Below are 24172 nucleotides of genomic sequence, written 5' to 3'. Positions count from 1 at the left end.
ACATCGGTGCGTCATGGCGCGCTATCAACGAGGCGTAGTGCCCGAATCCTGCGGCTCGATCTGCACTGACACGCGATATAGGCGGTGATCGTCCGGCACGCTGCTGGCAAGCTCGCGGAGCGTTTGCGCCGGCGACATGGAAACCACGGTTGCGCTCAGTGGCGCGGCCGGCCGGGTCAATTTCCATCCCGCACCGCCGATTGCCACAGTTGCGCATAGCCCCGTTACAAGCCAGATGCGCGATGTGAGTGGCGCCTGGCGATCGTGAATCGGTGGTGTCTTGATGGGTTGACGGTTAGTTGCGTGCACTTCCATTGCGTGAGCGGCCGCGTGATTGACCTGCTCATCGAGCGACGGCAAGGCGTTGTCGCTCCATTCCGAGATCGTCAGCCCGATACGCGCCCCGACACTACGCAACAGGTTGCGTAGTGTCGGCGCTGACATGTCGTCGATCCGGCACCCATCGAGCGCCATGCAATCCTCGAACGCGTGCTCGTCGGCGATCTGACGCAGTGGCAAGGCATCGGGAACCATATGCGCACGCCGTGCATCGACCCGCTCGGCCAATTGCCGGACCGTGTTGCCGTAGAAACAGAAGCGCAGTGCGCTCCGTAGTTTCGTTTCGAACATGTCGCGATCGAGGCCGTGCAGGGGAAAATCGTCCGGGTATGTGACTTTCAGGTTCATGGATCCGTTCCTCATTGCTGTCCGCTCTGGCCAACCGGCTCGCCCAGCGCGTCGACGTTCTCGTACACGCCGCTCAGGTCAATGTCGCGCGCCACAAAGATATTGATGACCGAGCCCTGGTTCGAATACGCCGTCGGCGGGATGTTGATGGTGCTACGCAGCGTTTCCGCGGCCACGTTCTGTGTGGCGTTCGAACTGTTGGAGAACGTGATCTGCTGGCCAGACCCGGTTGCCTTGTTCGCGAGCGCCTGGCCGAAGTCGCCAATCAGGCTGACCATCAGCGCGCCCTTGAACCGCAGCCAGAAGTGCTCGTCAACATAGGCTGGAATGCCTGCGGCGCCCAGCGGATCGGTAGCCGGCGAGTTCAGTGGAATGCGTACGTCGCCGTCGTCGATCTCGTCCCAGATCGCGCCGATCACTCCCTGCCCCTGGATCACCGCGTCGCGCTGCTCGCCCTTCGCCATCGCACCCTTGCGAACGAGCAGCGTCGTGCCATCGTCGGACCATACGTCCTGCGCGATCGGGCACCCGATCAGGCCCGGCCGGTCGGTGCGGATCGCCGTCGACTGACCACAGCGGATCATCGTGTTGCGACTGAGCAGGTAATGCCGGTTCGGCCGGAACGAGGCCTGCATCGGCTGCAGCTTCGACGGTTGCAAGGACTGGTCGATCGCGGAGCCCTTGCCCTTGCCCTCGCCCGCGTCCGCCTTGCTGGTTGAGCTGGGCCCACCGCCTGCACTGCCGCCGCGCAGCGCTGATATGCCCATCGACTTCGCCAGACCTGCCAGACCACCGGCATCGTGGCCGACCGCTCCAGTGCTGCCACTGTCGCTGTCGCCAGTGGCTTCATTTGATGCCACGGGACCATCTTTGCTCTGGCCGGAATCGTTGTTGCCCTCATTGCCCCTGCCCGCGACGAGCACGCTGCCCTCCAGGCGGCGCTCGGCCGGCGTAAGCGGCCGCGGCTGGTTGCTCACGGTCACCGCCTGTCTATTCCTTGTACCTCCCGTCTGCGATGCCGCGCCAGCCGGCGTCGCGAGGTGGGAATTCGCTGCAGCGGCGGCCGCAGCCTCCGACGCTGCACGGGCCTGGTCTTCCGCGCGTTTGATACGTTCCTTCTGCGTCTCCAGATCCGCACCGGCGTCACTCGCGCCGCTGTCTTTCGGTTTTGTCAGCGCCGCCTGTTTCGCGTCCTGATGCTGCTGGAACAGGCGCTGCAGATAGATCGTGACACCCGACGCACCCAGCGCAATAACGGCGAGCGCGACCAGCACCAGACGCAGCTTGCCCACGCGCGTTTTCCGGCGGCCCGGCAGATCGAGCGAAGGCTGCGGGCCGACGTCGGTCGATGCCGCATGTTCCATTTCGTTTCGTTCAGTCATACCCTGTTCGCTCCCTGATCAGTCCGTCGATGCATCGGTATGGTCACGCGCGATGCGCGCGCTGCCCGGTACCGACGAGCCCGCACGGTTGTAATGACCATCAGGCGAATAGCCGTCGTTGCGAATACCCAGCACCGACTGGCCGTAGCGGATGACAAACGACTTCGACACTTCGTGCACGACGACCGTATCCCGCTCCATATGAAAGTTCGCCGTCGCCTCGCCACCGTCGGGAAGCTTCGTGAAGATCGTCGGCAGGTCACGCGCCGTTGCGTACTTGAAGTACGTGAAACGGCCGTCGTCCCACAGCGCGGTCGGCGCGAGTGCACGATCGCCGCGCATCATGTACTGGATATTGGCTGCAGGAACTGACGCCACAGGCATGGATTTCACAGCGCCCACGCTCACGATCGATGCGGGAACCGCCGGTTCATTGCCCTGCTGACCGCCCAGCGCTGCACTAACCGCTTCCTGCCGCCGCAGCTGCGCGCTCGCCGCCCTGGCACGCGTGTCCGGATAGTCGAAACGCAATATCCATGTCGCGGGCTGTGCAGCCGACACGTTGACAAGTGACAGCGGATAGGTGCGCCGGTTGGTGACCAGCAGAAGGTTGGTTTCCGGCTGCGGCGCACCCGGTTTGAGCATCGCGCCACTGTCGTTGATGGCCACGTGCCAGGCTTTGCCGTCTCCAATGCCCTCGCCGCTGTTGATGATGTGTTCGCCTGGCTCGAACTGGATCATCACCGCACGCCCCGGCATGGTCGCCACACGATAGGCCTGGTCCGGATCGTAGATCGCGCACTGGATGTGCGGGTCTGAACCGCAGCTGCGCGGCGTTTCGAGCGCTCGCGCATGGATCGGCGCCAACGCGAAGCTCAGTGCGGCCGCCGCTGCGCCTGCTGACATCCGCATCGTTCGTCCTTTCATGCTCCACCTCCGGCTGCCGCAGAGCCCGACGCCGACCCCGACGTAGCCCCGGCATCGGCGGGCGCCCGGGTCCAGTCTCGCGTGACCTCGTAGCTCGTGCAGCGAAAACCGTCCGCGTTGAGATCCTGCTGATCCTGCTTTTCCGGTACGTTCACACGCTCGAATGCGACCGTCGCAATCCAGTACGTCGGATCCGGCCGTTTCGCTGCGGGATTCAGCGGGACCAGCTGACGCGAGAAGAACACCTGCGCGGCGGGTGCGAACGTGATCGAGCCGACGTGTGCGATGACCCGCGCCTGATCCTTCAGAAGTTTGAGCGGGCCCACCGGGCCGCGCACCAGCCCGTCATAGGCTTCCTTCTCGTGATCGTCGCTCATGAACATCACCGCGGCGTGCGTGTCCGAAATCGTCTCCCAGTCATAGCTCTCACGTAGTTCGACGTAACGGTGCAGATCGGCGCGATCGGTCTTCTCCGAAAACGTAACGTGTCCGTTAGCCGTTGTCGGCAGCACGTCGACCTTACCGGTCGACGAGTCCACTCGCAGCACAGCAGGCGGGTTCGGCCGCTTTAGGAGTCCTAAAGCCCCCATGCCAGAAACAGCGGCGAGAGCGACAACGCCCGATAGCACCGAGCGCCGGTCCGCGATACGGGCCTTCTCTTCCGCTGCTTTGACCTTTGACTTTTCGAAGGCCTGTGCCTGTTTCAGGTACCAGCTGACCGCATCGCGCTCACTTGCCTCAACATCGCTCACCGGCGCTTCTGTGCGCGTGGTCGACCCGGCCGGGCTTCCCTTACGTTTGCGCGCGTTCGCTCCCAACGCAAACCAATGCCTGATAGTCGATGCCATCCTGTTCCTCACTTCGGTTCCGTATGGTCCGACTGCTGGGCCAACGGTTGATTGACCGGTACCCACTGACCAGTCGGCTCGGGCGGCTTTGGCGCCGAGCTGCACGCCTGCAGCGCGAAGGCCATCAGTAAAATAGCGACAGGAGATTTCATGTTCTCCGTTTCTCCTTTGGATCGAGCAAAACAGGCGTATTGCGTGGCATCTAGCAAAACAGCTTGATCGATACCATCGCGCCGATCGTTGCCACCACCGCCGCGATAAGCCACCAACGTGCGATCGTCTTGAATAACCTGATCATTTTTTATGCCTGACTCAAACTACCGCCGGTCTTCGGCGATCCGCCACCGCCCATTTTTCCAAGCAAGCCGGCAAATCTCGCGACGCTACCCAGCTTGCCCACCATCGTCGAGATACCGACGCCGCCTGCAAGAGATGAAGCCAAACCCGGTAGGTTAAGTGAGATAACCCAGAAGGACAGCCCCATGATGTCCAGGTCGATGACTTGCGCGATAGAAGGGGATCCGTTCAGCGGCACCACGCCCATCGCGAAATTGACCTCGAGCGCACAGGCGGCTGCGAAGAGCGTGACCAGCAGGGTGTAGTTCATGCATTGACCGACCCAGTTCCAGAAGAACTGCCGCGATGGTGGGAAGAGCGCCGCCGAGATGAACAACGGACCGAGTGCGAGCAGAAGCCCAAGCGCAAACTTCGCCAGAATAATGTACGCAATGGCTATCGCCATGAATGGGCCGCCGAAAATGATCATCAGCGCGATCGTCCAGATGGCTGCAATTACCTTCAGGCCGGACGCCTGTGCATAGATCTCCTGGGCTGCATTGATGTATGCATTGAGCAGGTTGTCGAGGCCGGACACCGGGTTGCTACCGTTGGTCAGCGCGCCGGCCAGCTGCTCGCCAAGACCATTAAAGAACGGAACGATATACTCGCTGTAGAACTGGATGTTCATCCCGCAGGTCAGGATGACCGCCCAAGTCGCCATGCGCATCAGGAAATCGTTAATCGGCTCGTCGTTGCGCCCCTGCCAGTATGTCCAGAGGATCAACAGGACATAGATGCTGAAGCAGGTAGCCATCAATGGCGAGATCAGCGAAATGATGCGGGTCGAACCGGCCGAGATCGTGTTCAACACGTTCTGATCGAACGATTTCGTCATTGAGGTGAAAAGCTGGATGTCTGCCACGGATATCCCCTGCTTCGGTCAGCGGTTGATGGACGAGCCGGATTACTTGAGCCCGGCCGCGCTGGCTTCAGCATCGTCGCTTGCAGCGTTGATGCCCTTCGCCTTACGCTCAGCGGCAAGCTTCTCAGGCGTCGTGCCGAGAAACGCCGCGTCGAACTTCAGATCCTGTTGCTGCCGTTGCTCTTCCTGCAGGTTGTGCTGGTGACGATCCCATGCGAGGTAGCCGAGGTAGCCGGCGATCGCGACCAGCAAAGCGATGATTGAGCCGAGAAGTGTCTTATTGATCATTGGTTTTCCCCAGGAATGCGTTGTCGAATTCACGGTCGCGCTGCTGTTCGGCAAGCTGCAGCTCTGTTTTCTGCAACTGCGCGGTGAGCTGCAAGCGCGTCTGATCGTTCGTGACCATCGTCTCTTCGGCCGCCATTCGGTTCTGCAGATCCGCCTTCTGCGCGGGATCCTGCGTCAGATTCGACTGCTGCATGAGCGACTGGATGTTGTTAAAGCGCGCCATGATCGCGCTATACGCCTGCTCGTTCATCGCCTTGTTGGCCGCGAGCGTGTCGTAATAGCGCTGCTGACCGGGGGTGCTCGCGCCGGTCATGCTTTCCTGCTGCTCGATCGAACGCATCGACGAACTGATACCCGAGAGACCGCCGTTCTTCGCCTGGTCATAAATGTTTTGCCACTGTTCCGGAAGGTAGTTGCGCAGCGATGCATCGTTCATGATGTTGCCGAAACTGCTGTTGCCAGTCAGCGCCTGATACTGGGCCTCCTGATTCTGGACCTGCTGCATCAGCTGCTCGACCTGCACCATCTGCTGCGCGAGCTCCGCGGGCGAAATGGTCGGCACACCCTGCGCGTGAGCCTGCGAAAACGCACACGCGCACAACAACGCGACCAGACTGCGACGAGGCCAAAGTGTAATTCGCGGCAGATAGGCAAAGGCGCTCATGCCGGCGCGCGTTGATCGTGCCCGCAGCGCCTCGCGAAGGTTGCAGATCGCAAGGTCAACTGGCCGGTGCACGGCCGGATAGACATCGGTGCTGTTCATCATTCCCTCCCTGGGTTGCAGCACATCAGGCAAAAACGTCGTCGTCAACCGGCTGATTAACCGGTGGATAAACCTGCGCAAGCTCAGCACGTTTGCGCTCGAGGCCGCGCTGCAGCTCGGCGGACCACAAACGCTCATCGGCGCCGTGTTTTGCCGTGAGCCGCGTGCGCAGCTTGCGTTCGAACACGCGGTACAGATAAACGGGCAACCAGACGTCCGGATCGCCACCAAACTCGGCCCGCACCCCGTCGCAGATCAGTGCGTTCTCGCGATCGCCAGAGAACACCGCAATCGCGTCCTCAAGCCCGTTCAGGTCAAAGCTGGCAAAGGCCGACTGGTTGCCCTGCTTGATCAGGAATCGGTGCAACTGCGGTGTGAGTTTTTTGAATTCCTTGAACTCCTTGCGGGTCATGCCGTCGCGCAGATAGGCCTCTTCTTCGGCCGCCGGATCGGCTAGCCAGATCTTTGTGGCGACCAGACTGCGCAGCGCGGGAAACAGGTCTGCCGCACGCTGCGCCTGTTCCGGCTGTTGCGTGATCAGTCCCATGAATTCCCCTTCTTTACGCCCGCTCGCCAGCGTTTCCTCGATCTGCTCGCGGATCGTGCGAAAGCGCAGCGGCAGCCAGTACTCTTCGATCACCGTCAGCATCAGCGTGCCTTCCCGACGCATCAGTTTCTTGAGATGGAACAGGTAGGCAAATGCAGGCTCCGACGGCTCATAGTTCTCGACAAGAAACGCCTCAACATCGAACCCGATCCAACGTTGCTCGCTCATGTTCAATGAGAGATTGGGCGGGTTATCGAACACCCACCAGAACCGGCCGCCCTCCGACTTGCACCAGATCGACAGACGTGCGCGCAGGCCGTCGTCGCCCTCGTCTGGAATGCTGTCGAGTAGCAGGCTGAAGCGGCGCAGCCGAACGTCATCGACCCCCATTACCGCATCGACGGCGTTGCGGCAGTGAATCTTCTCGCCGGCCGTCAGGTCAATCTTGATTGGCTTACCCTGATGGTCGACACCGTTCTTGCGGCCGCACAGTTCGACGAGCCCGTACAGGAATTCGCGATTGTCTGGCGTGTCGGCGAGTTCGAACGGCGCCCACCCGGTCGGCTTGCCTTTCTCCAGATAGACATAGGCGCCACCCATCGCACGAATGAACACTTCCCAGCCCCGCCCCTTGTCCAGCACGTACAGCATCGGATCGAAGCGGGACAGCATGCCGGTCGCCGCCACGATGACCGTAGACTTGCCGCTGCCCGTCGTGCCTTTCGCTTCAAAATGTCCGGCGACCTTCTCCGAAACATTGATGTCCCCCAGCCGGCTCGCGTGCGAGCTGTAGTTGTACACGCCCGAATCCGAGCGAAACGGGATGACGGCTGACCCGTCACCGATCGGGTTACCTTCCGCCTTGCCTGACGAGTAGTCATGGTAGGTGTACATCGCCGCAAAATTGCGTGAGGACTGCACTTTCGGTCGCGGTTTGACTCGCGCGCCCGGGACTTGTGAGAAGTACGTGAACGGAGCAGACCCCGTCGCGGGCGACCATTCAACTCCACACTCGTTGCGCGAACGGGACGCAAACCTGTCGGCGTTCTCCAGCGCCTCTTTCGCTGTTTCGCCGTAGATAACCGCCGCGCCGTGATACTCGCCGAACGACAGTTCACCCGTGTTCACGTAACCCTGTGCGGCGCGCAGTTCCTTGACCTGATGCTTCGCCTTGTCTCCGGCCGACTCCAGCTTGTTGATTACCGAATCGATGGTCCGGTTTGACTCAAAGCCCGTCATGCAGTTGAACGTATGCGTAGTCGTGAATTCCATGTTCAACGTGATCAACGGGTCGAGCTGGCCCCAGCCCGGCTTCTCCGGGCAACTGCGAAGGTCGAGGCAGGTTGCAACACGTCGGTACGCCGGCACGTCGCTCGCCCCGATCTCAAGCGTGTTGTAACCAAAATGCAGATGGCTCGACGGGATGACATCGGTGCCGGGTTCCGCTGCGACCGGCAGATCGCCGGTCTTCCCATTGATGAGATAGCTGACGAGCCCATACAAGGGCGAGAACAGCATCTTCGTGCCGTTCATGTGCTTGCGCTCGTACACTTCAAGCAACTCGGCTTCATACTCGGCGAACTGCAGCAGCGCCTGTTGGGCAAGAGACCCGATTTCTTTCAGCCCGTCGTCGAACTCCTCGTATTTCAGGATCAGCGACAGGTAGTAGCGGTTCTCGAAGAACTTTTCGTCTCCGAAACGTCGCCCGATGTACTCGCGTACGAACCACTGCAGGAAGCGTTGTTTGAAACGGTACATACGATCAAAACTCACGCGCTGTCGCACGAACGTTGCGTGATAGCCAAGGCGGCCACCCAGGTCGCGACCAAGCTTGCTGTACGCTTCCGTATCGCGATCGAACATGCGCTCCATCGCGACGTTCTCGTGCACCTCGAACGGCATGCCGCGCATGGCCAGCGTCACCATGAACCGGTTGGCCTCAAGGTGCTGTACGTGTTTCGTGACCGGATGCCCGTACTTCGGAATCCAGTCTTCCACGGCGCCGATCGCGCCGAGGATTTCGCTGGTGACGGCGGGTCTGCTTTGCATCAGGCCTCCGGATCGAGCTCACGCAGCCGGCGCTCACCCTTGGACAACGGTTTGAAAAAATCGCGATAGACGCGGCGCTGCCGTCCGTATCGCAGCGGCGCGAGCGTAGCAGTATTGCCGAAGCGCGGGGCGGCTCGCCCGGAATTTAGCCGCGCGCGGACCCGCAGCTGCCAGAAGTAGAAGCGGCAACGCAATTCCAGCCACATGATCCGCAGGCCCTGGTCGTCGGTTTCGCAGATGTGCTTGAAATACAGCAGCACCGGAAAGCCCAAGAAAACGAATAGCAGACCGCCTGGTCCCACGAAGAAGGAAACCAGCACGCCGACAAACATCGACGCGACGACGACAACCAGCATCGCCATATAGGGAACGCCCCAGATGGCCGCCGTGCGGCCAAGGCCATTGAATCCGGGATAGCGGGTTTTTTCGTCCGACATGGCGTGCTCAGCTGAACATGTTCCACAGATACGGTGCGAGCACGCCGACCACCGAGCCCACCGCCGCCACCTTGCCGCACATCGTCACAAACTCGCTCCAGTGCGCGCGATCGGCCCAACACTCCGCCCCTTTCCACATCAGCACGCAGGCCGCGACGACGCCAAGGAACGAATAAAGCCAGATCTTGAAGGTGGTCGCGCCCTGCGTCGCCGAATCGAGCCCACCACCCGCGAATGCAAGTTCCGGACCGATTGCGGTGCCGAGGGCCATCGTCTGGCGCATACGGGTTGCGATTCGCCGCATTGATATGCGATATGAATAATCTTTCAGCTGTACTAATTTCATGGTCGCGAGCTTCGTATTGCGATTCATGTCTTCTCCTTTCACGTGGTTGAGATCAGGCCGCGTCGTCGCGGCTCAGATCAGTTGCAGTCGTTGTCGCAGGCGGAATCGCCGAATGCATCCCATGACGGGTGCGGTGCGTCCTGCCGTTGTTTTGGGCCACTGCGGCGTGTGGAAGATGTTTTGGCATCGGGCGCTGCTGCGTGTGCTGGTCTGTCGGACTGACTGTCCATCACAACAGGAATCGCAGGAACAACGTTGGTTGAACCTGCCGCCATCTGGGCGTTGGCAACAACTCGTTGGACATAACTGGTGCCGCCATCGTCGGCTGACTCGCCGCGCGTGAAATTGCCGCTGTAGTAGCAGCTAATCGCAGCACGCAATGCCGGCCCACCCTGCCCCATTGCCGCAGTCGCCCGCTCATAACAGTCGCGCAGTATCGCGCTGCCCGCGCGCAGGTTTGCACACGGATCGAATGCCGTTTCGTAGGTCAATCCGTAGCGGGCAAGATTGGCCTTGTTGACCTGTCCAAGCCCCATGCTGAAATTGATGCCTTGTGAATTGAGCGCTTTCGCCGTCACCACCGCTTCAGCATGGTCACGCGGCTGGCGAACAAGGTGGCCACCAACGACGCCGATCGCGTACGGATTGAAGCCGGACTCAGTCCTCACGACCGCCTGAAGCGTCGTAGGGTGGACGTTCGGCGCGCATTGCTGGGCCAGGGAGTTGAAATCAAGCATGACTTTCCCCTTCACCAACGCTCAATCGTTGGCTGCGCCCGAACGATATAATGGCTTTAGCCATTGTCGACCTCTCAGGTTTCAACAACCGGTCAGGTCGGCGCCAATGCTCGCAACATCGACGCTGACCGCTTCTACTACCCGTACCTCCACGCCTGCCCTTCCCTGTCTGGCGTTACCTCGCCAAGATCCGGCCCGCGCGATGCGAGCCAATTAAATCTCCTTCTGACACCGCCTCCTGTCGCGACGTTGGCGACGCGGGGAACGCATCCGACGCGCACTCGTTGCTGACCGCCTCATCTTCCAGTTCGGCCCGACGAGTACGAAGCTCAACAATCAGCTGCGCATTTTTTGACCGTGCCTCCTGCTTTGCCCGATCGATGAGCCACTCATTTAGCTCTCGGGGGAGTCGACACTGCGAGCGAACGATGTCACCCATTCTCTCTCCTCTGGTGCTTTATAGTCACTACGATGCAGTGACACAATGTCACTATATTCCAGCGCCAACGTAGTGTCAAATGTCACTATGAAAGACAGCTACCGCTCACAATTCCGGCTACCGTGGTCTCTCTACCACCAGTTGAACGAATCCGCCACGAAGAATCAGCGCTCACTCAACGCTGAGCTGGTCGCGCGTTTGGAGTCGACCTATCCCCAACTCAGTGTCCGCGACGATACCGATGTCGACGAATTGCGCGAAACCGTCTCGACGATGTCTCTCGCCGAGCTCATGACCCCAGACGAGATAACGATGTTCGCCGAACGCATGCTCGCTCTTGTCGCACGCAAGCGCACTACCAAGACAACACCGTAGTGACACTTTCCAACAGATGATGTGACGAATTCAAGAGGCCCACTTAGCCTTGCGGCCGCCAATGTTTTATGCTAGTCGCTTCTCTTTGGTACCCTATGGTTCATGACCAAGAACCAGAGCGGTGGAATTAACGCCAGGCCAAACATGTGCAGATAGCCGCCAGGAAGCGCACTCCCGGTGTGAACCAGGCCATCATAGGCCTGCGTTTGCTCAAGATGATGGTGGGTGTGACGCCCGTTATTTACGAATAGGCGATTGGACAACCAGAAATTAACGTCCCACGCAATCTGATGGCCCAGGTCGTCAGGACTACCACACAGGCCATAGTGCTGCAGGTAGCCAACCGCCTCTACGACGAAGACAGAGACTATGCCCTGCCCCGCGTAGAAGACCGCCCCTCGCCAGCCACCAAACCACGCGAAGAGACCCACGACCGCTACGCTGACCGGGACGATCTGCAGGAGCCGGCTTCCCCTCCAACTGCGTGCCTGGCTTAGCTCGTAAGCAATAGCGGATCTCAGCGCCGAGAAGAAGGAGCGGCCGACGTGACACCAAAACATGGGCTGTTGAACCAAATCGCGGATCGCCGACATGCCCGTGGTGGAGTTGATGTACGACTCGGTAGTGAGGGTATCCGGCGACTGCTAGCGCTACGTCGGAAATCAACCTGGATACACGCCCGCCCCGGTGCATTACTTCGTGAATGTGCGCCATCGCGAAAGCACTCACCACCCCCGAGGCAATAACGAGCCCGGCAAACTCCAGCGGCCTCGCGGTCATCGCTCTTTCGAGGGCAACAAGCACCGCAGCGCCCCACACGCAAATGTAAGTGACCGGGACCGCGGGAACGCTCGGCGCATGGCTCCCCCTGTGATTTGTGACCTCCACGTCCTGTCCGATCAACGCGTCAGCGGCCGGAACCACCGCAACCAGGAGCAACAAAAACAGCCAGGGATGCCGGTAAAAGAAGAATGCCGTCGCGGTCGCTGGTAATAGCGTCGACAGCCAGAACCCGCCCTTATTGCTGCGCAAAGATGTCATTTTCTTCCGCAAACCGCACCGCCGCGGTAATGTGCGAAACGCCAATCTTTTCGTTGATCCGTTGGAACTGCCTGTAGACAGTCGTCGAAGACACCTTCAGCTCATCGGCGATCGCACCTGCATTGAAGCCAGATCTTACGAGCCCAATCAACTGCACGTCCTGTTGTGAAAGGCCACACTTTCTGATCGCATCTTCGCGCACTCCCCGCGATGACCAATCGAGGAGCTCTAACGCCAGGGCCCGGAAAAATGCCCGCCCCTCTCTGAGTTTCGGCTCACCTTCCTCGGGCTTCACGCTCGAGCCAAGGTAGAGAGCTCCAATCCGGCCTTTCTCGCTAGCGTGCGCAGGAATGAGGAACGTGCTGAGAAACCCGTGTTCCGCGGCAACCTCAAGCATCCGCTTTTGCCCAGCAGTCCGGACTGGCAACTCCGAGCCCAACACTGGCGCAGTGTTCGATCGTGCGTAATCGAGACAAGGGTCCGTCAGATACCATCGGTTCGCGTTGTACAGTTGGCACCATTCAGGGCGACAACCGATCAAGAATCGATGGGTGGAGCGACTGGCTGAATGATCGGTAGGATGCAACGAGACGAACACAAACCATTCCGCTCCCTTCGATCGAATTGCGTCGCTAACAAGCGGTATCAACTCCAGTTCATCCGGTGCATTTATAACGGCATCAAAGCTCAGTTCCATTACGGTCGATCCATCTAGATTACTTCACCAACTCCATCCGCCCAGACAATGTTTCGCACTTCCATATAAATTGCCCGCATCACCGAATGATGTGGGTCCGAAAGCGCGAACTTTTCAAACTCTCCTTTTGATGAAATCGGCATAATCTGAACCAGCATAAGTTCATCACCCTGAATCAGATACCTTTCCGCAATGAAACCGCCTGGCACCTGATAGAGACGAATGCCCACCTGCTCGACATCGGCACTAACGGCTCGTTCATAGACAAGGTTCTTCATAATCCTCGCCTTCGATCTCGGGGCGATGCCCGCAAGCACGACACGTCCGATTCTTGACTTCATGCTCAGACAGAGACGAAATCACATTGTCTGCCACGCATCTTTCGCACTCGAAGATCGATACGAAAAATTCCGCACAGCAGACTTCGCACTTCATTTGATGGACTTCGTTTTCCTGCAAGATTTCCCATCCATCATCACCGTGATCGGCCCCACAAGAAGGGCACACAATGCTGATACATTCGCTCATAGTTTCCAATCCAACAAATCATCTTCACTCCGGCGAATCGCCGGGACGCCTCATGCACCCGAGTGCTACGCCAGCCTTCCGCCCATCGGCGCTGGATACGTCTCACGCGATCGACTCGTACGCAGTCTTTGCACGTAATGGACGAACCGCTCTATCTCGGCCTCGGCCATCCCGAGCCACGCGAATCGTATGGTTCCGGGTTCCCACGGGATAATTCCCTCGCGGTCAATGCCGTGATGCTCGAGAGACTGAAAGAACACGGACAGGTCATCGTCCTGCAACTGCTTCAGCCACGTCCGCAGGCGCTCCAACTCCTCCCCAGTCAACTCCACCGGCGACGTGTTTAGAAAGCTCAATGCGAAGCGCGTTGGGCAAGGCGCTCGCGGGACGTATAAAGATCGCAGTGGTCCTGGTGCGCTGTGCGGGGATCGACGCCGAGTATGGGAAACGAAAGCCCCTGTTCCTTTGCATCCTTGGCGCGCTGACCCCCCGGCCGATCGTCAGGGGATGTTGGCCAAATGCGTTTCAGGTCATCCGCCCGGTACTTCTCGCGGGACTCCCAGATCTCACACAGTTCGCAGTACTCCCTCGATTGAGAGATCCGGTAAGCCGCATCGACAAGCGGACTGTCGTGCCAGTGAGCGAGCGGCCTGGTGCGCTCCGCTGCATACATGCGCTGATGGTCATCTTCCAGATTGACGCCCGACTCCTCGAACAGTCTGCGAAATAGAACCAGTGATTTGCGGAAATACTGGGATGCGCCATCAGACTGCGCATACAGGCGCTCCGGAAATGTTTGCGCGTTATCCGGTGCAACATGGCCATTAGCCGCGTCTGTAATGCCGGTGACAAGCCAGAAAGCATAGTGCGGGAAAAGACGTGCCAGCGCCTCGATCATGTCGGGCGTGGGTCGTTGTCGACGATGAAACACCTTACGCCAGCGCTGAACGGAAATACGGGTGTATTCCGTCAGCCGCTCCAAGTAGCCCCGGCCAGGCTCGGGCCTCGGGAGCAGAGTACCGAATGCCCTGCGCAGCGCCCCCTCTGGCCGTTCGACTTCACCTGGCGCGAGGCGTGCCTGCTCGTTCAGGAGCAAGATCATGCGGTCTTCGATCGTCGTGGTCATATCCCGAAAAAGTCCCAATCAGTCAATCTGTCCCGATTAGATAAATTCATAAGATATGACCATACGCGCCCTTCCTCTGCCTCCGCCAATTCAGTTACAAAAGGAAACACGAAGAAAGGTGCCTACTGCTACAAGGCGGAAATTTCTCTGCATACCTATGTTTTTTGCATAAATTATGTGGCAAATATGCCCTATGCCACCGGTATCGCGGGGGTAATTGGCGATGAAACGGTTTCAGCGAACTTTAGACAGAGGCCGTTTAGCCGAAGCGCTGAATGAGCGCAAGCGCCACGGCCCGGAGACTGTCAGGCGACAGTTCCTGCAAGTTAATGACTGGTGCATCTGCAAGTGCGGAATAACTGCGCCGTGTCGAACGCGCATAGGTGGGATCGTAGTGCGAGACCATGATCCGCTCGAACAACTCGGGTATTTGCCGTGATCTGGCCATTTCCTGCCACATCGCAAACTCTTTGCCTCCGACATGGCTCCGTAGAGAGGCGAGCTTCGCTACAAAGGCGTCCGGATCTTGCTCGAAATGATGATAGTCCTCTCGCCACAATATGACTCGCTGGGCCATCGGCGTGTTCACGCAGACAAGCTTGCCCTTCATATGCATTGTTTCGAGCAGCGCCGGGGGTAACTGTACATTGCCAATCTTCTTGCTCTCTGCTTCCACCCACACCGGGCGATCGGGCGAGAAGGTACTAAGTTTCTGTTGCAGCAGGCTATCAAAGTATTTCTGCGTCGGCTGCGGCGTACCAGGTATCGCACCAATGACCGAACCCCGGTGAGACGCGAGTGCCTCCAGATTCAACACCTGCGCGCCGACGGCTTCGAGTTGATCGAGCAATCGGGTCTTTCCACAACCAGTCGAGCCTGACAGGACCACATACGAGAACTCTCGCGGCAGCGTTGCCAGTTGGTCGTTGACCCAACGCCTATAGCCCTTCCAGCCACCAGGCAGGCGGTCCACCTTATAGCCGATCGTATCGAGAGCATCAAACCAAAGGCGGCTGCGCTTTCCGCCGCGAAAGCAATACACAAGCACCCTGCCATGACGTGGGCGGGCCGCAATTATGGTGTCAAGGTGACGCGAAATGTTTTTCAGCGAATAGGACACGCCGATCAGATATGCCCGCATTTTGTCGGTCCGATGCAAGGTGCCGACCTCGGCGTATTCGTCAGTGCTCACCACGGGGAGGTTGATTGCCCCAGGGATGTGATCCACGGCGTATTCGCGTTCGCTGCGTGCGTCGATGATGAGGTCGTAATCTTCGAATCGGTACATGCCCACGCGCCTTGTAATTTTTGGCGTACAACGCATTTTCTCTACGCCATCCGGACAACCGGTCGAATGCAGGCATGGTACGAACCCCTTACCGCTCTGGCAAGCCCTACCACCCGGCACGTCTGTCACCGCTGCTGGCTCACGCGGAGGACTTGGCGAGCGCGTCCGGCATATCGAAGTTGTGATTGCTTACAACGACAGCTACGGACTTTTTCCCGCGGGCCGGAAATGTAGCGGTGAATCGGGGCCGCGTCCTCTGGACTGCAGGCGAGTATGCAGTTTGCGCAACTCCGCTCAGCGAGTGCCGTTTGCATGATAAAGATGTTGTAAAGTCTGTTGGCCACGCAGTTTGCGAGACGTCTGGCCCCGAAAGAAACTCTCCGCAGATCAAGGCGCACACGCGCTGACCTACGGTTTGACATCGAATGTAGACGGGGGCAACAGCGATCGCTCATCGACCTGCTAGCCGTGGAGCAGAAGCAGCTGCGCGTGGAGCACTGTGTTTTTGAGAACTAGCTTCACGCACATCGCCGATGTTGGAGCAGTGCCATTCGCACCTGCATAGATTGCCACGGATCGACGCCAGCGAGGTACTAGCCGTGGTTATCGACCCACGCACGTGCCCAGCCTAGTCCGGCGAACTGAGCTTCTTCTTCCGTATCAAAAACACCGAGTATCCCGGAGGCTTCAACAATCTTTGTGTCGCGGGTAATAGTTCCGCTGCCTCCGTATCGCTGAGGTGAAAGGATATCCACTTGCTGAAGTATGGCGTGACCGAAGATGCGGTATCCCTTGTAGTTTCCCGATTCCATCAGCGCACGACCTCAACATACGAGTCGTGAGCATCAACGCGCAGCACATTTCCCTCGGGCGTTATCAGACGGGGGATTTCCGAAACGTCAGGAGTGGTACGTCGCGTACCTGCACCGGCAGTTCCCTGCTTCACGGCGAGCTTGGTGGCGGTGGTCGGCGTGCAATGCGCCCGTGTTTTTAACAAATGGGGTACACGCCGCTTGTGCGTAAGCGACTTCGGTGCGCCAGCTCCCTGAAGCAATCCACCTCGAGCTTCGGGCGGATTCCAGATTTCTATGTAGCGCTCACCTGCAAACGCGGGCGAAGTACACGCCAGTAAGAGCAACCCGCAGCCAACCAGTTTCACTATCGTTTCTCCTTGGCGATGCGATTCAACCTGTCGCTGCAGGATACATCCCCTCCGACGCATGACCCGTCGCAATCGTCACAGTAGCGGCGGTCACGCACAGCGCCATCAACACGACAGACATCCGTTTTCACCGGACTTGCGGTACCCAACGAGCGGCCATTTTCGCACGCAAGGAACGTCAGCTCCCCGGCTCGCCCACGACGAATGGCTTCATCGATTTCCTGCTCGCCAAACGCAGATTTCATCTCGGCGACAAACGCCGCAATTTGCGGCGTCGGATGGCTGACCGACTTGCGAACGTGTATGTCCATCTCGCCTCTCCCGAAAAAAGTACCTGTTCGTCGCTACGGATTTCCGTGTAGAGTACTGTATATCTATACAGGTATTTGTGCAATTCAATGACTGTCCCGTCCCCCATTCCGGAAGCAATACACCCGTCCTTATGGACCTTTACCCTGGAGGTACATAGTTTGTAGCTCGACGGCCCGAAAGCGTTGTGGGCATGGCGTCCGCCTAACTTCTCCTTGTGATGTATCAATACATCGAAATACATCGCTCCTTTCAAAGGTAGTGGGTCAGTTCCCAAGGACCTTGCGTATAGCGCGTGCAAAGCCGATATCGAACACCGTCCGGCCTCGTTCGTTTAAGATCTCGCCGTGAGTCCCCTCTCGTAACCCCTGCTTCTCGAGAAAATCGACCGAGACCGCTTTCTGCAGCGCTTCGCGCTCGGATGGCGTGAGTTGCTCGTTGTGGCCGAATATCGTCCCAGGCAACGTGGCTGCGCCAGCGACGCGGACCCCGAGAGGGCGCCGATCCACAACGACTTGTGTGTTGGACTTCAGCAGGTTGACTTCTGCCCTTAGCTTGTCACGCTCTCCGATGATGGTCTGCATGATGGCGCGAATAGCGGGGTCATGGATTCGCATCAGGTATTCATGGCTTGCCAAAGGCTTCGATGCCTGTGGCGCCGGCCGCCCAACAAAGGTCACCCAGGCGCTTACCAGTACTCGGTAGTCGGCCGATTGAACGTTGTAGAGGACGCGCCCTTTCAGGATTCCATCGGCTTCGGCCAGGCGCCCGATGGTTGGGAGCGAAAAATCGCATGACCCTGATTCGTGGTGCCTGCGACAAATCTCGTGCATCGCCGTTAGCTTGGCGCGCCGATGAGAGCGGCCGCCTTTTGCAAGCAGCTTGTCTAGAACGACGTTCGGGTGGTCGATCGTCATGTCATTCATGCTTCCGATTCCGTGAGCGTTCGAGGTTTGCGGGTAAACGTTCTCGAGGAATTGACCTTTGGCAACAGCGACGTGAGATCGACACCAAATCGCTCGCTCAAGCTCTCACCGGCGTCCACCAGATTGATCACCTGCCGCTGTCCCAACACCGGATTCGCTGGATTCACCTGCTGTGCGAGACGACGCATAAACGCGTTGCCCGCGCGGAGTTACTCATCTTCGCTCAGCATCATGAACACGGGTGGCACGTCATCGCGATAGAGCACGGCATCGAGCAACTGACTACGCCGGAATACGGACTTGCCAGCATCGAGATCCGGATAGAGTTCGACGTTTTCGCAGACGCCAGCGAGTTGCAGCAATTCCGATTCGGTCTCCTCAAACGCGATATGCACATCACCAGCGGTACCGACAGCCACTAACTGGGTATCTCCGTCGCGTGTCACCTCGAGCGCAGACTTACAGCGTTCGATCAGACGCCAGCAGGCCGCCAAATCCTCAGCGAAGTCGTTGAATCGCTTCATCGACCCTTCCCACACGCGCTCTGCCTGCCGGTAGGTATCGAGATGGAGAAACCCATGGCCCGCTTCCTCGGCATCAGCCTTCTGCTTCTTTAGCTCGAGAAGAGCGTTCTCATTCGCGAGGCAAGCGTTGCGTGCCTCATCGAAATGGTAGGCGATCGTGTTGAAGTGCGCCGCAAGTGCCGGCAGGTAGTGCGGTTCCGTCAGAAACCAACGGCAACGAACGCAGTTGCGACTGCCCCCGGGAACAGGACCGTGCTTTGGATTGGTGACAGCGGTACCCGGCAGAAGCAACGGCCCGCCGTTGTGACAACCACCTATGGCTCGGTTTTCCACCGAGTCACTGGTATTGCCGCCGACCATACAGAGGCCGTGGTGCATCGGCATCCAGCCGACCGGGTTTCTTGCCGCGGGATGCTCCGGGATAATACTTGCAACGCTGGGTACACTGTTGCAGATCGCTGTTCGCAGAAGCTCCTCATGCTTCGTGTCGAGCAGAAAATTCTGAATGCTCGCGTCTTTATTCGCGTCGAGCCGCGCCTTCGCATCGGTTAGCACGTCGCGAATATGGGTCGCTCCCGGCTTGGTGCAGTACAAGGTCATAACCAGGCGAGTATGGCCGACAAGTTTTTGCAGCACCGGAAACGGCACCTGGCCTTCGAGCGCCAGCGCAGTGATCAGGGAGACTCGCAGACTGTGCAGCGGGAACAGGGTCCTTCTCGAAACCTGTTCTTCCAGCGGCGGAAGGAGCCGTATCGGTGCCCCGTTGCGGTGAGTCTCGGCCCGGTCAGCCAGGCGCAGCTCGAGAGCTTTCAGCAAGCGAAACCAGCATAGATCGAGTACCTTGTCCTGGACCGGAAGATGACGCATATTCGCAGGGTACTCGGGCAACCTGAACAGAAAGCACGCATCAGCGTAACCCGCCAATTGCACATCGCTTTTGACGATGATGTGGCGACGATCTAATTCCGTCCATGATGTCCGGCGTGAGATGGGGTTGTACTTCTCCTGCCAGTCACGCAGTTTCTCGAGCCAGTAGAAGACATTCTGATGAACCGCCCCGCCAAGAATCCATGGCAACACATAGCCCTTCTCAGGCCCGGACCTTGAGATATCGGCGGTCTTGTTTGTATTGATGTAAAGGGCCACGGACTGTGCCTCGCCGGCGACGAGATCGCTGATGCGGCGGAAGACCCCCTGTTGCAGGGGTCTCGAGGTACTTCCCTGCGCGATCCCACTCGAGTTCGGTTCCCGGCGACCAGACATGTAGCGCCACGTATCCGCTTCCCCGGAGTCGAGCACGCGTACCTGAGAGGTGCGCAGCGGTAGGATCAGTTTGACGAGCAGGGCAACCCATCGCACTGGACTCCACATCTGCAAAACCTGCCCACCGCGATAGTTCCCGCTCAGCTTTCGTATACGCCAGACGCAATCTGGGTCATCGCGATCAATCTGGTCTTCGGTGACAGTGAGCCAGTCAGGAGCGCTGGCACCGAGGTGGCCGAGTTTGCTTCCAAGCGCTCCCTGCGCCCATTGCCAGTCGCGAAAGTGGGGCCCTGCTGCCAGGATTTGCCGTAGCTGGTCGATATAGCCGTATGGTAGCGGTGAGTGCACGCTTTCATCGCGCTTCGGCAATCCGCTTTTCGACATGCGAAGCACCGGGCTTCGAAATGCAGGCATCACGACAGCTTTGTCGTTCTTGTCGATGTGACTGAAGTGCCGCAACAGCACAAATTGCAGGAAAGCGTGAACCAGATTGTTTGCGCTGATGCCGTACGGAGAGTCCGGGCAGGCTGTCTGGTGGAAGTTGGGGACGTGGGTGGTTTGCGTCAGGAATTCGGTCGGGTCAAGAGGCAGCCCTTGAACAACGAGGTAACGCTCGAAGAAGAGGGACAGAGCTTGCAGTTTGTGGCCGAGATTATGTGTTTCGCCACTTAGCCACTCTAACGCCAGAACACGCCAGGCAGCGAGTTCTGGATAGAATTCGTCCATCCATGTCAGCGTTGAATCTGAGTCACGCCGCAGACTGCGCTCGGTCCTCGCTGCCTTACGACGCCCCTTGCGTTTGGTTGGGGAAGTTTTATACATGGAAATCGCTCGATCGTTATGGGAAGGCTGGTCAGACGAACGGACCGAATTGCGACAGGAACTCGGGTTGGTCTCCCCGCAGCCGCAGCGCGGCCGCCTCAAGTGCAATTCTGGCGTCGCGAGTACTGGGCTGTGTGTAGATTTCCTGGCTTTCGATGGACGAGTGATGCATGAAGCGGCGGATCAGTGGCTTCTCGATTCCAGCGCGCTTCAAGCGCTGTCCATAGGCGTGTCGGTGCCCGTGAGGCGTCGTGCCGAGTGCCTTTCCGACGTTGAGGCCTATGCGTTTGCACGCGGCTGCGTGAGCCTTGTTGTACTGGGTGAGCGTATACATCGCGCCGAACGGCTCGCGCTTAATGTTGACGAAGGCGAACGGATGCGCCCTTTCAAAACGCGCGACCTGTTTGAGATAGCAGTGCCATAACTCGAGAAACAACTTGCCGTATTCCGGTATGAACCAGTACGCCTGTTTGTAGTAAGGGCCGTCATGCATACCCCTTTCCAGCCCGCATGCCGGCGGTCCATCAGATCGGTGCGGGGCACCAGGCCGAAGCGTTGGGCGAGATATTCGGCCCGATTCGATTTTCTCGGGCGTCCCAGCTCGCCGCACCAGTCGGACGGTGCGGCTCCGTAATGTGGGTGGTGAATGAGGACCGTGGCCTGTCGAACGTTTGCGGGATCGGGAAATACGTCCTGGACGTAGATATGGAACGGTTCCGACTCACGAAATCCCGCACCATGTAGCAGCAAAGTAATCAGGATGCCGCGGTAGTCGTAGTGATCATCGGTACGAAAGCCCTTGAACAGCAATTCTTCAAAGCGGTCCTCAGAAAATGCTGGCGGTTCGCCTTGAGCAACTTTAGGCAGTCGTCGATAACGAAGCCGATAGCCTGTCGACCGCGGAGTCGCGTTTGACGCCCATGTATGCCCGAGAAACGCTTTGCTTCTGCGGTACTGGTAAGCGGCTTCATCGGTCTGCCGATCGAAGGCCCCGCCGGCATATCGTGGATTGACCTTCGACGCTTCGGGGCGAAGCTCCCCTAGCCAATTGAAGAAGTCGGTCAAGTGAGTAACGATGCGCGCCGCGTCGTGCGGCGAACGTGGCGGCCAGCAAAGCCCAGTGGTGTCAATGTCGGTTTCGCGATTGAAGGTGCCCGTGTACAGGCGCTGCGCGAAATTCTGAAACAGGCGATGGGGATCGCGCTCGGTCGGATTGACCTGGAGGTATTCGAGAAAAAGACGAATGGACCGCGTGACCTTCCGCATCCATTCCAGACTCCGATCATGGCTCCGGTGCAGGAAGTAGTCGATCATCGGTTCAAGAATCCCTGACGCGGTAAGAAGCGCGGGAATCTCGGCGTAGACGTTGGTTTCGTCCGTAAGGACCCGTGCTTTGATGCTGACGAACATGGCTCGACGGAAAAAAACAAACATCCTACGCACGCATTAAGTCACCACGTTGAGGGTCGCTATCGGGAACACGTCCGGGGCGTCCTGGGCTGGCTAAAGCCTTTTCAGCACAGCAGTCGCAGAGCTCGGGCAGACGCTAATGAACTGGTTGGACGCCCAGAGCGGCAATGGCGCCTCGCTTCGACCAATTCTCACGAAGCCCTGCTGTGCAAAGTAGGCTTACCATCAAGGCAGGAATGACCAATGTCCGAGCGACTTCAACCGACTCGATGTCCCAGTTCGACCTCTAATCGCTCGCTCGCGAACGGCCGTTTTCGTTGTCGTACCGGACCGCAGGCGACTTCGGCACTTCATTCGCGTCGCAATAGAGGGGTCAGCCATATTCGCCGAGACGTCGCATGGAGCCGCCGTCGCGTGACGCGCTCGCTGGCGATGTGTTATCTCCAATGATTCAGTGCGCCGCTTAACCCTTCTCGCGATGCCAACTCACCCAGGCAAAGACCGGTATCGCCATCGCTTGTGTAATCACACAGAATGCGACGGCCCCGATCACCGACTGATCGTAGATCCAGCCAATGAGAGCGCTGCCCGCGAACCAGCAGACCCCGTACACCGCGGTGAACGTACCGAACGCCGAGGCTCTTTTCGACGGCGCAACCATTGGCGCGACCGCAGCAGGGATGATCGACTCATGCACGCCCATGCCCATCCCCCACAGCGCTGCGCCAAGAATCGCCAGACCGAAATGTCCACCGAGAAACACAAGCGGCGCGAAGAGTAGCGAGACGCCCGTCAACCCGATCAGCACCTTGAAGCCGTACCGGTCGAACAGGCGGCCGAGCGCTAACGACGCTCCGCCGCTTACAGCCATCGCCACACCATAGAAGATCGGGATCCGTTGCCAGCGTCTGGTGTTTGACCCAGTGATAGGCGATCAGCGGATAGTCGGCAAAGCCTGCCGCGACGAGACCTGCACCGCCGAGGTAGACCCAGTAAAGTGCCGGGAAGCTACCAGCACTTGCTTCATTCGCCGCGCGCGGCTCCATGTCCTCGGGACGGGGAAAGACCAGACGCGCCACCGTGAGAAAACACAGATTGATCACGGCAGGCACGGCGAGGACGGCAAACGCCAGCCGGTAGTCGCCGCGGGTGGCGAGGACCGCCGCGACAACGAGCGGCCCCACCATCGCACCGAACTGGTCACAGGCTTCGTGAATGCCGAAAGCCCATCCATATCCGCCGATGCGTTGCGCGGCACTCGAGAGCATCACGTCACGAGGTGGATTGCGTATTGCCTTGCCGACGCGTTCCAGGATGATCAGACACGCTGCCGCCTGCCAGCTGTGTGTCAACGCGAGCGCAGGCACCGCGACCATCTGGACGATGTAGCCAAAGATCGTGATCGGCCAGAATTGTCGTGTCGTGTCGGCGACAACTCCCGAGACAACACGCAGGCCATAGCCGAGGAGCTCGCCAAAGCCGACGACGATCCCGATGATTGTTGCCGATGCGCCCGCGGCCTCGAGGAAAGGCCCCAGAATACTGCGCGCGCCTTCGTACGTGAAATCGGCGAAGAAGCTGAGGATACCTACCAGCAGAACAAAGCGCATCGCTCGCCGACTTCCGGGGCTTATCGTCTGATTTGCCATGCCACCTCCCAGAGAGCCATTGCCCGGCTCAACGGTCGTCCGCTGCGATCACATCCGGATGAAGCCGTATATGTAGCAACACCCACCAGCGTTTGGGACAATCGTTTGCGATCGAGACCACGTGCGCCGGTTCCCCCTCCAAGGCCACAAAGCGCAGCCTGACCGCGGTCTCATAGGCCCGCGCAGCGTCCGCTCGCATCCAGGCAATGACAAACGGCATCGTCAAGAGGCCGAACGCCCGAACCAGAAGAGCGGAACGCTTTCGTAGACGGCATTCACGACAATGGACAGGACCCAGGCCATTGCCTCGGTCGCCACTAACGCGAACCCCAGCAGAGAGAACTCGCCCGTCAGGCGCAGCCTGGTTTGTGCGTTCATCGTCGACTCCGATGGTGCGGTCT

General features: G+C 58.9%; 28 protein-coding genes. 2 read left to right on the top strand and 26 right to left on the bottom strand.

Features of this window, described 5'->3' with window-relative positions; genetic code table 11:
• Positions 1 to 24 precede the first annotated feature (24 nt).
• The 12 genes from KHO31_RS34935 to KHO31_RS34880 form a co-directional block, all read right to left on the bottom strand.
• A complete protein-coding gene (locus KHO31_RS34935; RefSeq protein ID WP_201083149.1) occupies positions 25 to 687 on the bottom strand; it encodes a hypothetical protein in 663 nt (220 codons plus the stop codon).
• An 11-nt stretch (positions 688 to 698) separates the two neighbouring features.
• Positions 699 to 2069: a TrbI/VirB10 family protein gene (locus tag KHO31_RS34930; protein WP_201083151.1), complete on the bottom strand. Its 1371-nt coding sequence runs from the start codon at positions 2067 to 2069 to the stop codon at positions 699 to 701.
• Positions 2070 to 2087: 18 nt separating this feature from the next.
• Positions 2088 to 2996: a TrbG/VirB9 family P-type conjugative transfer protein gene (locus KHO31_RS34925; protein WP_201083152.1), complete on the bottom strand. Its 909-nt coding sequence runs from the start codon at positions 2994 to 2996 to the stop codon at positions 2088 to 2090.
• Positions 2993 to 3844 carry a virB8 family protein gene (locus KHO31_RS34920; RefSeq protein ID WP_201083154.1) on the bottom strand — a complete coding sequence of 284 codons (852 nt, stop codon included), beginning with the start codon at positions 3842 to 3844 and terminating at the stop codon, positions 2993 to 2995. The genes KHO31_RS34925 and KHO31_RS34920 overlap by 4 nt, the downstream gene beginning before the upstream one ends.
• Before the next feature lie 8 nt (positions 3845 to 3852).
• Complete coding sequence (locus KHO31_RS34915) at positions 3853 to 4110, bottom strand: hypothetical protein (protein ID WP_211625454.1); 258 nt, start codon at positions 4108 to 4110, stop codon at positions 3853 to 3855.
• A gap of 35 nt (positions 4111 to 4145) precedes the next feature.
• Positions 4146 to 5018 (bottom strand): type IV secretion system protein, encoded by an 873-nt coding sequence (locus KHO31_RS34910; protein WP_201083245.1) that lies wholly within the window; start codon positions 5016 to 5018, stop codon positions 4146 to 4148.
• A 69-nt stretch (positions 5019 to 5087) separates the two neighbouring features.
• The gene (locus KHO31_RS34905) at positions 5088 to 5333 is read right to left on the bottom strand and encodes a hypothetical protein (RefSeq protein WP_201083158.1); all 246 of its coding nucleotides are present in this window, start codon (positions 5331 to 5333) and stop codon (positions 5088 to 5090) included.
• Positions 5323 to 6096 (bottom strand): type IV secretion system protein, encoded by a 774-nt coding sequence (locus KHO31_RS34900; RefSeq protein ID WP_201083160.1) that lies wholly within the window; start codon positions 6094 to 6096, stop codon positions 5323 to 5325. Before KHO31_RS34900 ends, KHO31_RS34905 begins: the two co-directional genes overlap by 11 nt.
• 25 nt (positions 6097 to 6121) lie before the next feature.
• Positions 6122 to 8692 carry a VirB4 family type IV secretion system protein gene (locus tag KHO31_RS34895; protein WP_201083162.1) on the bottom strand — a complete coding sequence of 857 codons (2571 nt, stop codon included), beginning with the start codon at positions 8690 to 8692 and terminating at the stop codon, positions 6122 to 6124.
• Positions 8692 to 9129 (bottom strand): VirB3 family type IV secretion system protein, encoded by a 438-nt coding sequence (locus KHO31_RS34890; protein WP_201083164.1) that lies wholly within the window; start codon positions 9127 to 9129, stop codon positions 8692 to 8694. Before KHO31_RS34890 ends, KHO31_RS34895 begins: the two co-directional genes overlap by 1 nt.
• A gap of 7 nt (positions 9130 to 9136) precedes the next feature.
• Positions 9137 to 9502 carry a hypothetical protein gene (locus tag KHO31_RS34885; RefSeq protein WP_007731410.1) on the bottom strand — a complete coding sequence of 122 codons (366 nt, stop codon included), beginning with the start codon at positions 9500 to 9502 and terminating at the stop codon, positions 9137 to 9139.
• A gap of 50 nt (positions 9503 to 9552) precedes the next feature.
• Positions 9553 to 10212, bottom strand: a complete 660-nt coding sequence (locus tag KHO31_RS34880; protein ID WP_201083167.1) for a lytic transglycosylase domain-containing protein — start codon at positions 10210 to 10212, stop codon at positions 9553 to 9555.
• A gap of 526 nt (positions 10213 to 10738) precedes the next feature.
• On the opposite strand from KHO31_RS34880, the gene KHO31_RS34875 reads away from it, so the two are divergent.
• Complete coding sequence (locus KHO31_RS34875) at positions 10739 to 11026, top strand: Arc family DNA-binding protein (protein ID WP_201083169.1); 288 nt, start codon at positions 10739 to 10741, stop codon at positions 11024 to 11026.
• Between the two features lie 71 nt (positions 11027 to 11097).
• On the opposite strand, the gene KHO31_RS40125 is transcribed toward KHO31_RS34875, so the two are convergent.
• The 13 genes from KHO31_RS40125 to KHO31_RS39930 all read right to left on the bottom strand — a co-directional run bounded on the left by KHO31_RS40125 (position 11098) and on the right by KHO31_RS39930 (position 22993).
• On the bottom strand, positions 11098 to 11586 hold the full coding sequence (locus KHO31_RS40125; protein ID WP_407945982.1) for a fatty acid desaturase: 489 nt from the start codon (positions 11584 to 11586) through the stop codon (positions 11098 to 11100).
• A 458-nt stretch (positions 11587 to 12044) separates the two neighbouring features.
• Positions 12045 to 12764: an autoinducer binding domain-containing protein gene (locus KHO31_RS34865; RefSeq protein ID WP_201083173.1), complete on the bottom strand. Its 720-nt coding sequence runs from the start codon at positions 12762 to 12764 to the stop codon at positions 12045 to 12047.
• 14 nt (positions 12765 to 12778) lie between these two features.
• Positions 12779 to 13042, bottom strand: coding sequence for a hypothetical protein (locus KHO31_RS34860; RefSeq protein ID WP_201083175.1), 264 nt, complete (start codon positions 13040 to 13042; stop codon positions 12779 to 12781).
• A 315-nt stretch (positions 13043 to 13357) separates the two neighbouring features.
• Positions 13358 to 13648: a hypothetical protein gene (locus tag KHO31_RS34855; RefSeq protein ID WP_201083177.1), complete on the bottom strand. Its 291-nt coding sequence runs from the start codon at positions 13646 to 13648 to the stop codon at positions 13358 to 13360.
• Positions 13645 to 14418, bottom strand: a complete 774-nt coding sequence (locus tag KHO31_RS34850; protein WP_201083179.1) for a hypothetical protein — start codon at positions 14416 to 14418, stop codon at positions 13645 to 13647. The genes KHO31_RS34855 and KHO31_RS34850 overlap by 4 nt, the downstream gene beginning before the upstream one ends.
• A gap of 259 nt (positions 14419 to 14677) precedes the next feature.
• Entirely contained in the window at positions 14678 to 15706 is a 1029-nt protein-coding gene (gene mnmH, locus KHO31_RS34845; protein ID WP_201083187.1) for a tRNA 2-selenouridine(34) synthase MnmH, read from the bottom strand.
• A gap of 593 nt (positions 15707 to 16299) precedes the next feature.
• The gene (locus KHO31_RS39605) at positions 16300 to 16518 is read right to left on the bottom strand and encodes a hypothetical protein (RefSeq protein WP_201083189.1); all 219 of its coding nucleotides are present in this window, start codon (positions 16516 to 16518) and stop codon (positions 16300 to 16302) included.
• A gap of 346 nt (positions 16519 to 16864) precedes the next feature.
• Positions 16865 to 17179: a hypothetical protein gene (locus KHO31_RS34840; protein ID WP_201083195.1), complete on the bottom strand. Its 315-nt coding sequence runs from the start codon at positions 17177 to 17179 to the stop codon at positions 16865 to 16867.
• Positions 17180 to 17443: 264 nt separating this feature from the next.
• On the bottom strand, positions 17444 to 18103 hold the full coding sequence (gene gmtX / locus KHO31_RS34835) for a gamma-mobile-trio protein GmtX (protein ID WP_201083197.1): 660 nt from the start codon (positions 18101 to 18103) through the stop codon (positions 17444 to 17446).
• 209 nt (positions 18104 to 18312) lie between these two features.
• Positions 18313 to 20712: a gamma-mobile-trio integrase GmtZ gene (gene gmtZ / locus KHO31_RS34830; RefSeq protein ID WP_456238765.1), complete on the bottom strand. Its 2400-nt coding sequence runs from the start codon at positions 20710 to 20712 to the stop codon at positions 18313 to 18315.
• A gap of 31 nt (positions 20713 to 20743) precedes the next feature.
• Positions 20744 to 21046, bottom strand: coding sequence for a tyrosine-type recombinase/integrase (locus tag KHO31_RS39595; RefSeq protein ID WP_236071655.1), 303 nt, complete (start codon positions 21044 to 21046; stop codon positions 20744 to 20746).
• The gene (locus KHO31_RS34825) at positions 20992 to 22122 is read right to left on the bottom strand and encodes a hypothetical protein (protein ID WP_236071659.1); all 1131 of its coding nucleotides are present in this window, start codon (positions 22120 to 22122) and stop codon (positions 20992 to 20994) included. The genes KHO31_RS39595 and KHO31_RS34825 overlap by 55 nt, the downstream gene beginning before the upstream one ends.
• A gap of 463 nt (positions 22123 to 22585) precedes the next feature.
• Positions 22586 to 22993, bottom strand: coding sequence for an MFS transporter (locus KHO31_RS39930; protein WP_328822639.1), 408 nt, complete (start codon positions 22991 to 22993; stop codon positions 22586 to 22588).
• A 52-nt stretch (positions 22994 to 23045) separates the two neighbouring features.
• Between KHO31_RS39930 and KHO31_RS39925 the strand changes: the two genes are divergently transcribed.
• Positions 23046 to 23933 (top strand): hypothetical protein, encoded by an 888-nt coding sequence (locus KHO31_RS39925; RefSeq protein ID WP_328822641.1) that lies wholly within the window; start codon positions 23046 to 23048, stop codon positions 23931 to 23933.
• Between the two features lie 60 nt (positions 23934 to 23993).
• Here KHO31_RS39925 and KHO31_RS34810 read toward each other — a convergent pair whose 3' ends face one another.
• Positions 23994 to 24149, bottom strand: a complete 156-nt coding sequence (locus tag KHO31_RS34810) for a hypothetical protein (protein ID WP_201083204.1) — start codon at positions 24147 to 24149, stop codon at positions 23994 to 23996.
• Between the last annotated feature and the right edge of the window lie 23 nt (positions 24150 to 24172).

The organism is Paraburkholderia domus, assembly GCF_905220705.1.
GTDB lineage: Bacteria > Pseudomonadota > Gammaproteobacteria > Burkholderiales > Burkholderiaceae > Paraburkholderia > Paraburkholderia domus.
This window is presented reverse-complemented; position numbering and strand designations above follow the sequence as displayed.

Excerpts from the sequence above, each read along its gene's own strand:
- KHO31_RS34935 (WP_201083149.1), bottom strand. The coding sequence starts at position 687 with ATGAACCTGAAAGTCACATACCCGGACGATTTTCCCCTGCACGGCCTC.
- KHO31_RS34930 (WP_201083151.1), bottom strand. The coding sequence starts at position 2,069 with ATGACTGAACGAAACGAAATGGAACATGCGGCATCGACCGACGTCGGC.
- KHO31_RS34925 (WP_201083152.1), bottom strand. The coding sequence starts at position 2,996 with ATGAAAGGACGAACGATGCGGATGTCAGCAGGCGCAGCGGCGGCCGCA.
- KHO31_RS34920 (WP_201083154.1), bottom strand. The coding sequence starts at position 3,844 with ATGGCATCGACTATCAGGCATTGGTTTGCGTTGGGAGCGAACGCGCGC.
- KHO31_RS34910 (WP_201083245.1), bottom strand. The coding sequence starts at position 5,018 with ATGACGAAATCGTTCGATCAGAACGTGTTGAACACGATCTCGGCCGGT.
- KHO31_RS34905 (WP_201083158.1), bottom strand. The coding sequence starts at position 5,333 with ATGATCAATAAGACACTTCTCGGCTCAATCATCGCTTTGCTGGTCGCG.
- KHO31_RS34900 (WP_201083160.1), bottom strand. The coding sequence starts at position 6,096 with ATGAACAGCACCGATGTCTATCCGGCCGTGCACCGGCCAGTTGACCTT.
- KHO31_RS34895 (WP_201083162.1), bottom strand. The coding sequence starts at position 8,692 with ATGCAAAGCAGACCCGCCGTCACCAGCGAAATCCTCGGCGCGATCGGC.
- KHO31_RS34890 (WP_201083164.1), bottom strand. The coding sequence starts at position 9,129 with ATGTCGGACGAAAAAACCCGCTATCCCGGATTCAATGGCCTTGGCCGC.
- KHO31_RS34885 (WP_007731410.1), bottom strand. The coding sequence starts at position 9,502 with ATGAATCGCAATACGAAGCTCGCGACCATGAAATTAGTACAGCTGAAA.
- KHO31_RS34880 (WP_201083167.1), bottom strand. The coding sequence starts at position 10,212 with ATGCTTGATTTCAACTCCCTGGCCCAGCAATGCGCGCCGAACGTCCAC.
- KHO31_RS34875 (WP_201083169.1), top strand. The coding sequence starts at position 10,739 with ATGAAAGACAGCTACCGCTCACAATTCCGGCTACCGTGGTCTCTCTAC.
- KHO31_RS40125 (WP_407945982.1), bottom strand. The coding sequence starts at position 11,586 with ATGTTTTGGTGTCACGTCGGCCGCTCCTTCTTCTCGGCGCTGAGATCC.
- KHO31_RS34865 (WP_201083173.1), bottom strand. The coding sequence starts at position 12,764 with ATGGAACTGAGCTTTGATGCCGTTATAAATGCACCGGATGAACTGGAG.
- KHO31_RS34860 (WP_201083175.1), bottom strand. The coding sequence starts at position 13,042 with ATGAAGAACCTTGTCTATGAACGAGCCGTTAGTGCCGATGTCGAGCAG.
- KHO31_RS34850 (WP_201083179.1), bottom strand. The coding sequence starts at position 14,418 with ATGACCACGACGATCGAAGACCGCATGATCTTGCTCCTGAACGAGCAG.
- mnmH (WP_201083187.1), bottom strand. The coding sequence starts at position 15,706 with ATGTACCGATTCGAAGATTACGACCTCATCATCGACGCACGCAGCGAA.
- KHO31_RS39605 (WP_201083189.1), bottom strand. The coding sequence starts at position 16,518 with ATGGAATCGGGAAACTACAAGGGATACCGCATCTTCGGTCACGCCATA.
- KHO31_RS34840 (WP_201083195.1), bottom strand. The coding sequence starts at position 17,179 with ATGGACATACACGTTCGCAAGTCGGTCAGCCATCCGACGCCGCAAATT.
- gmtX (WP_201083197.1), bottom strand. The coding sequence starts at position 18,103 with ATGAATGACATGACGATCGACCACCCGAACGTCGTTCTAGACAAGCTG.
- gmtZ (WP_456238765.1), bottom strand. The coding sequence starts at position 20,712 with ATGTATAAAACTTCCCCAACCAAACGCAAGGGGCGTCGTAAGGCAGCG.
- KHO31_RS39595 (WP_236071655.1), bottom strand. The coding sequence starts at position 21,046 with ATGTATACGCTCACCCAGTACAACAAGGCTCACGCAGCCGCGTGCAAA.
- KHO31_RS34825 (WP_236071659.1), bottom strand. The coding sequence starts at position 22,122 with ATGTTCGTCAGCATCAAAGCACGGGTCCTTACGGACGAAACCAACGTC.
- KHO31_RS39930 (WP_328822639.1), bottom strand. The coding sequence starts at position 22,993 with ATGGCTGTAAGCGGCGGAGCGTCGTTAGCGCTCGGCCGCCTGTTCGAC.
- KHO31_RS34810 (WP_201083204.1), bottom strand. The coding sequence starts at position 24,149 with ATGAACGCACAAACCAGGCTGCGCCTGACGGGCGAGTTCTCTCTGCTG.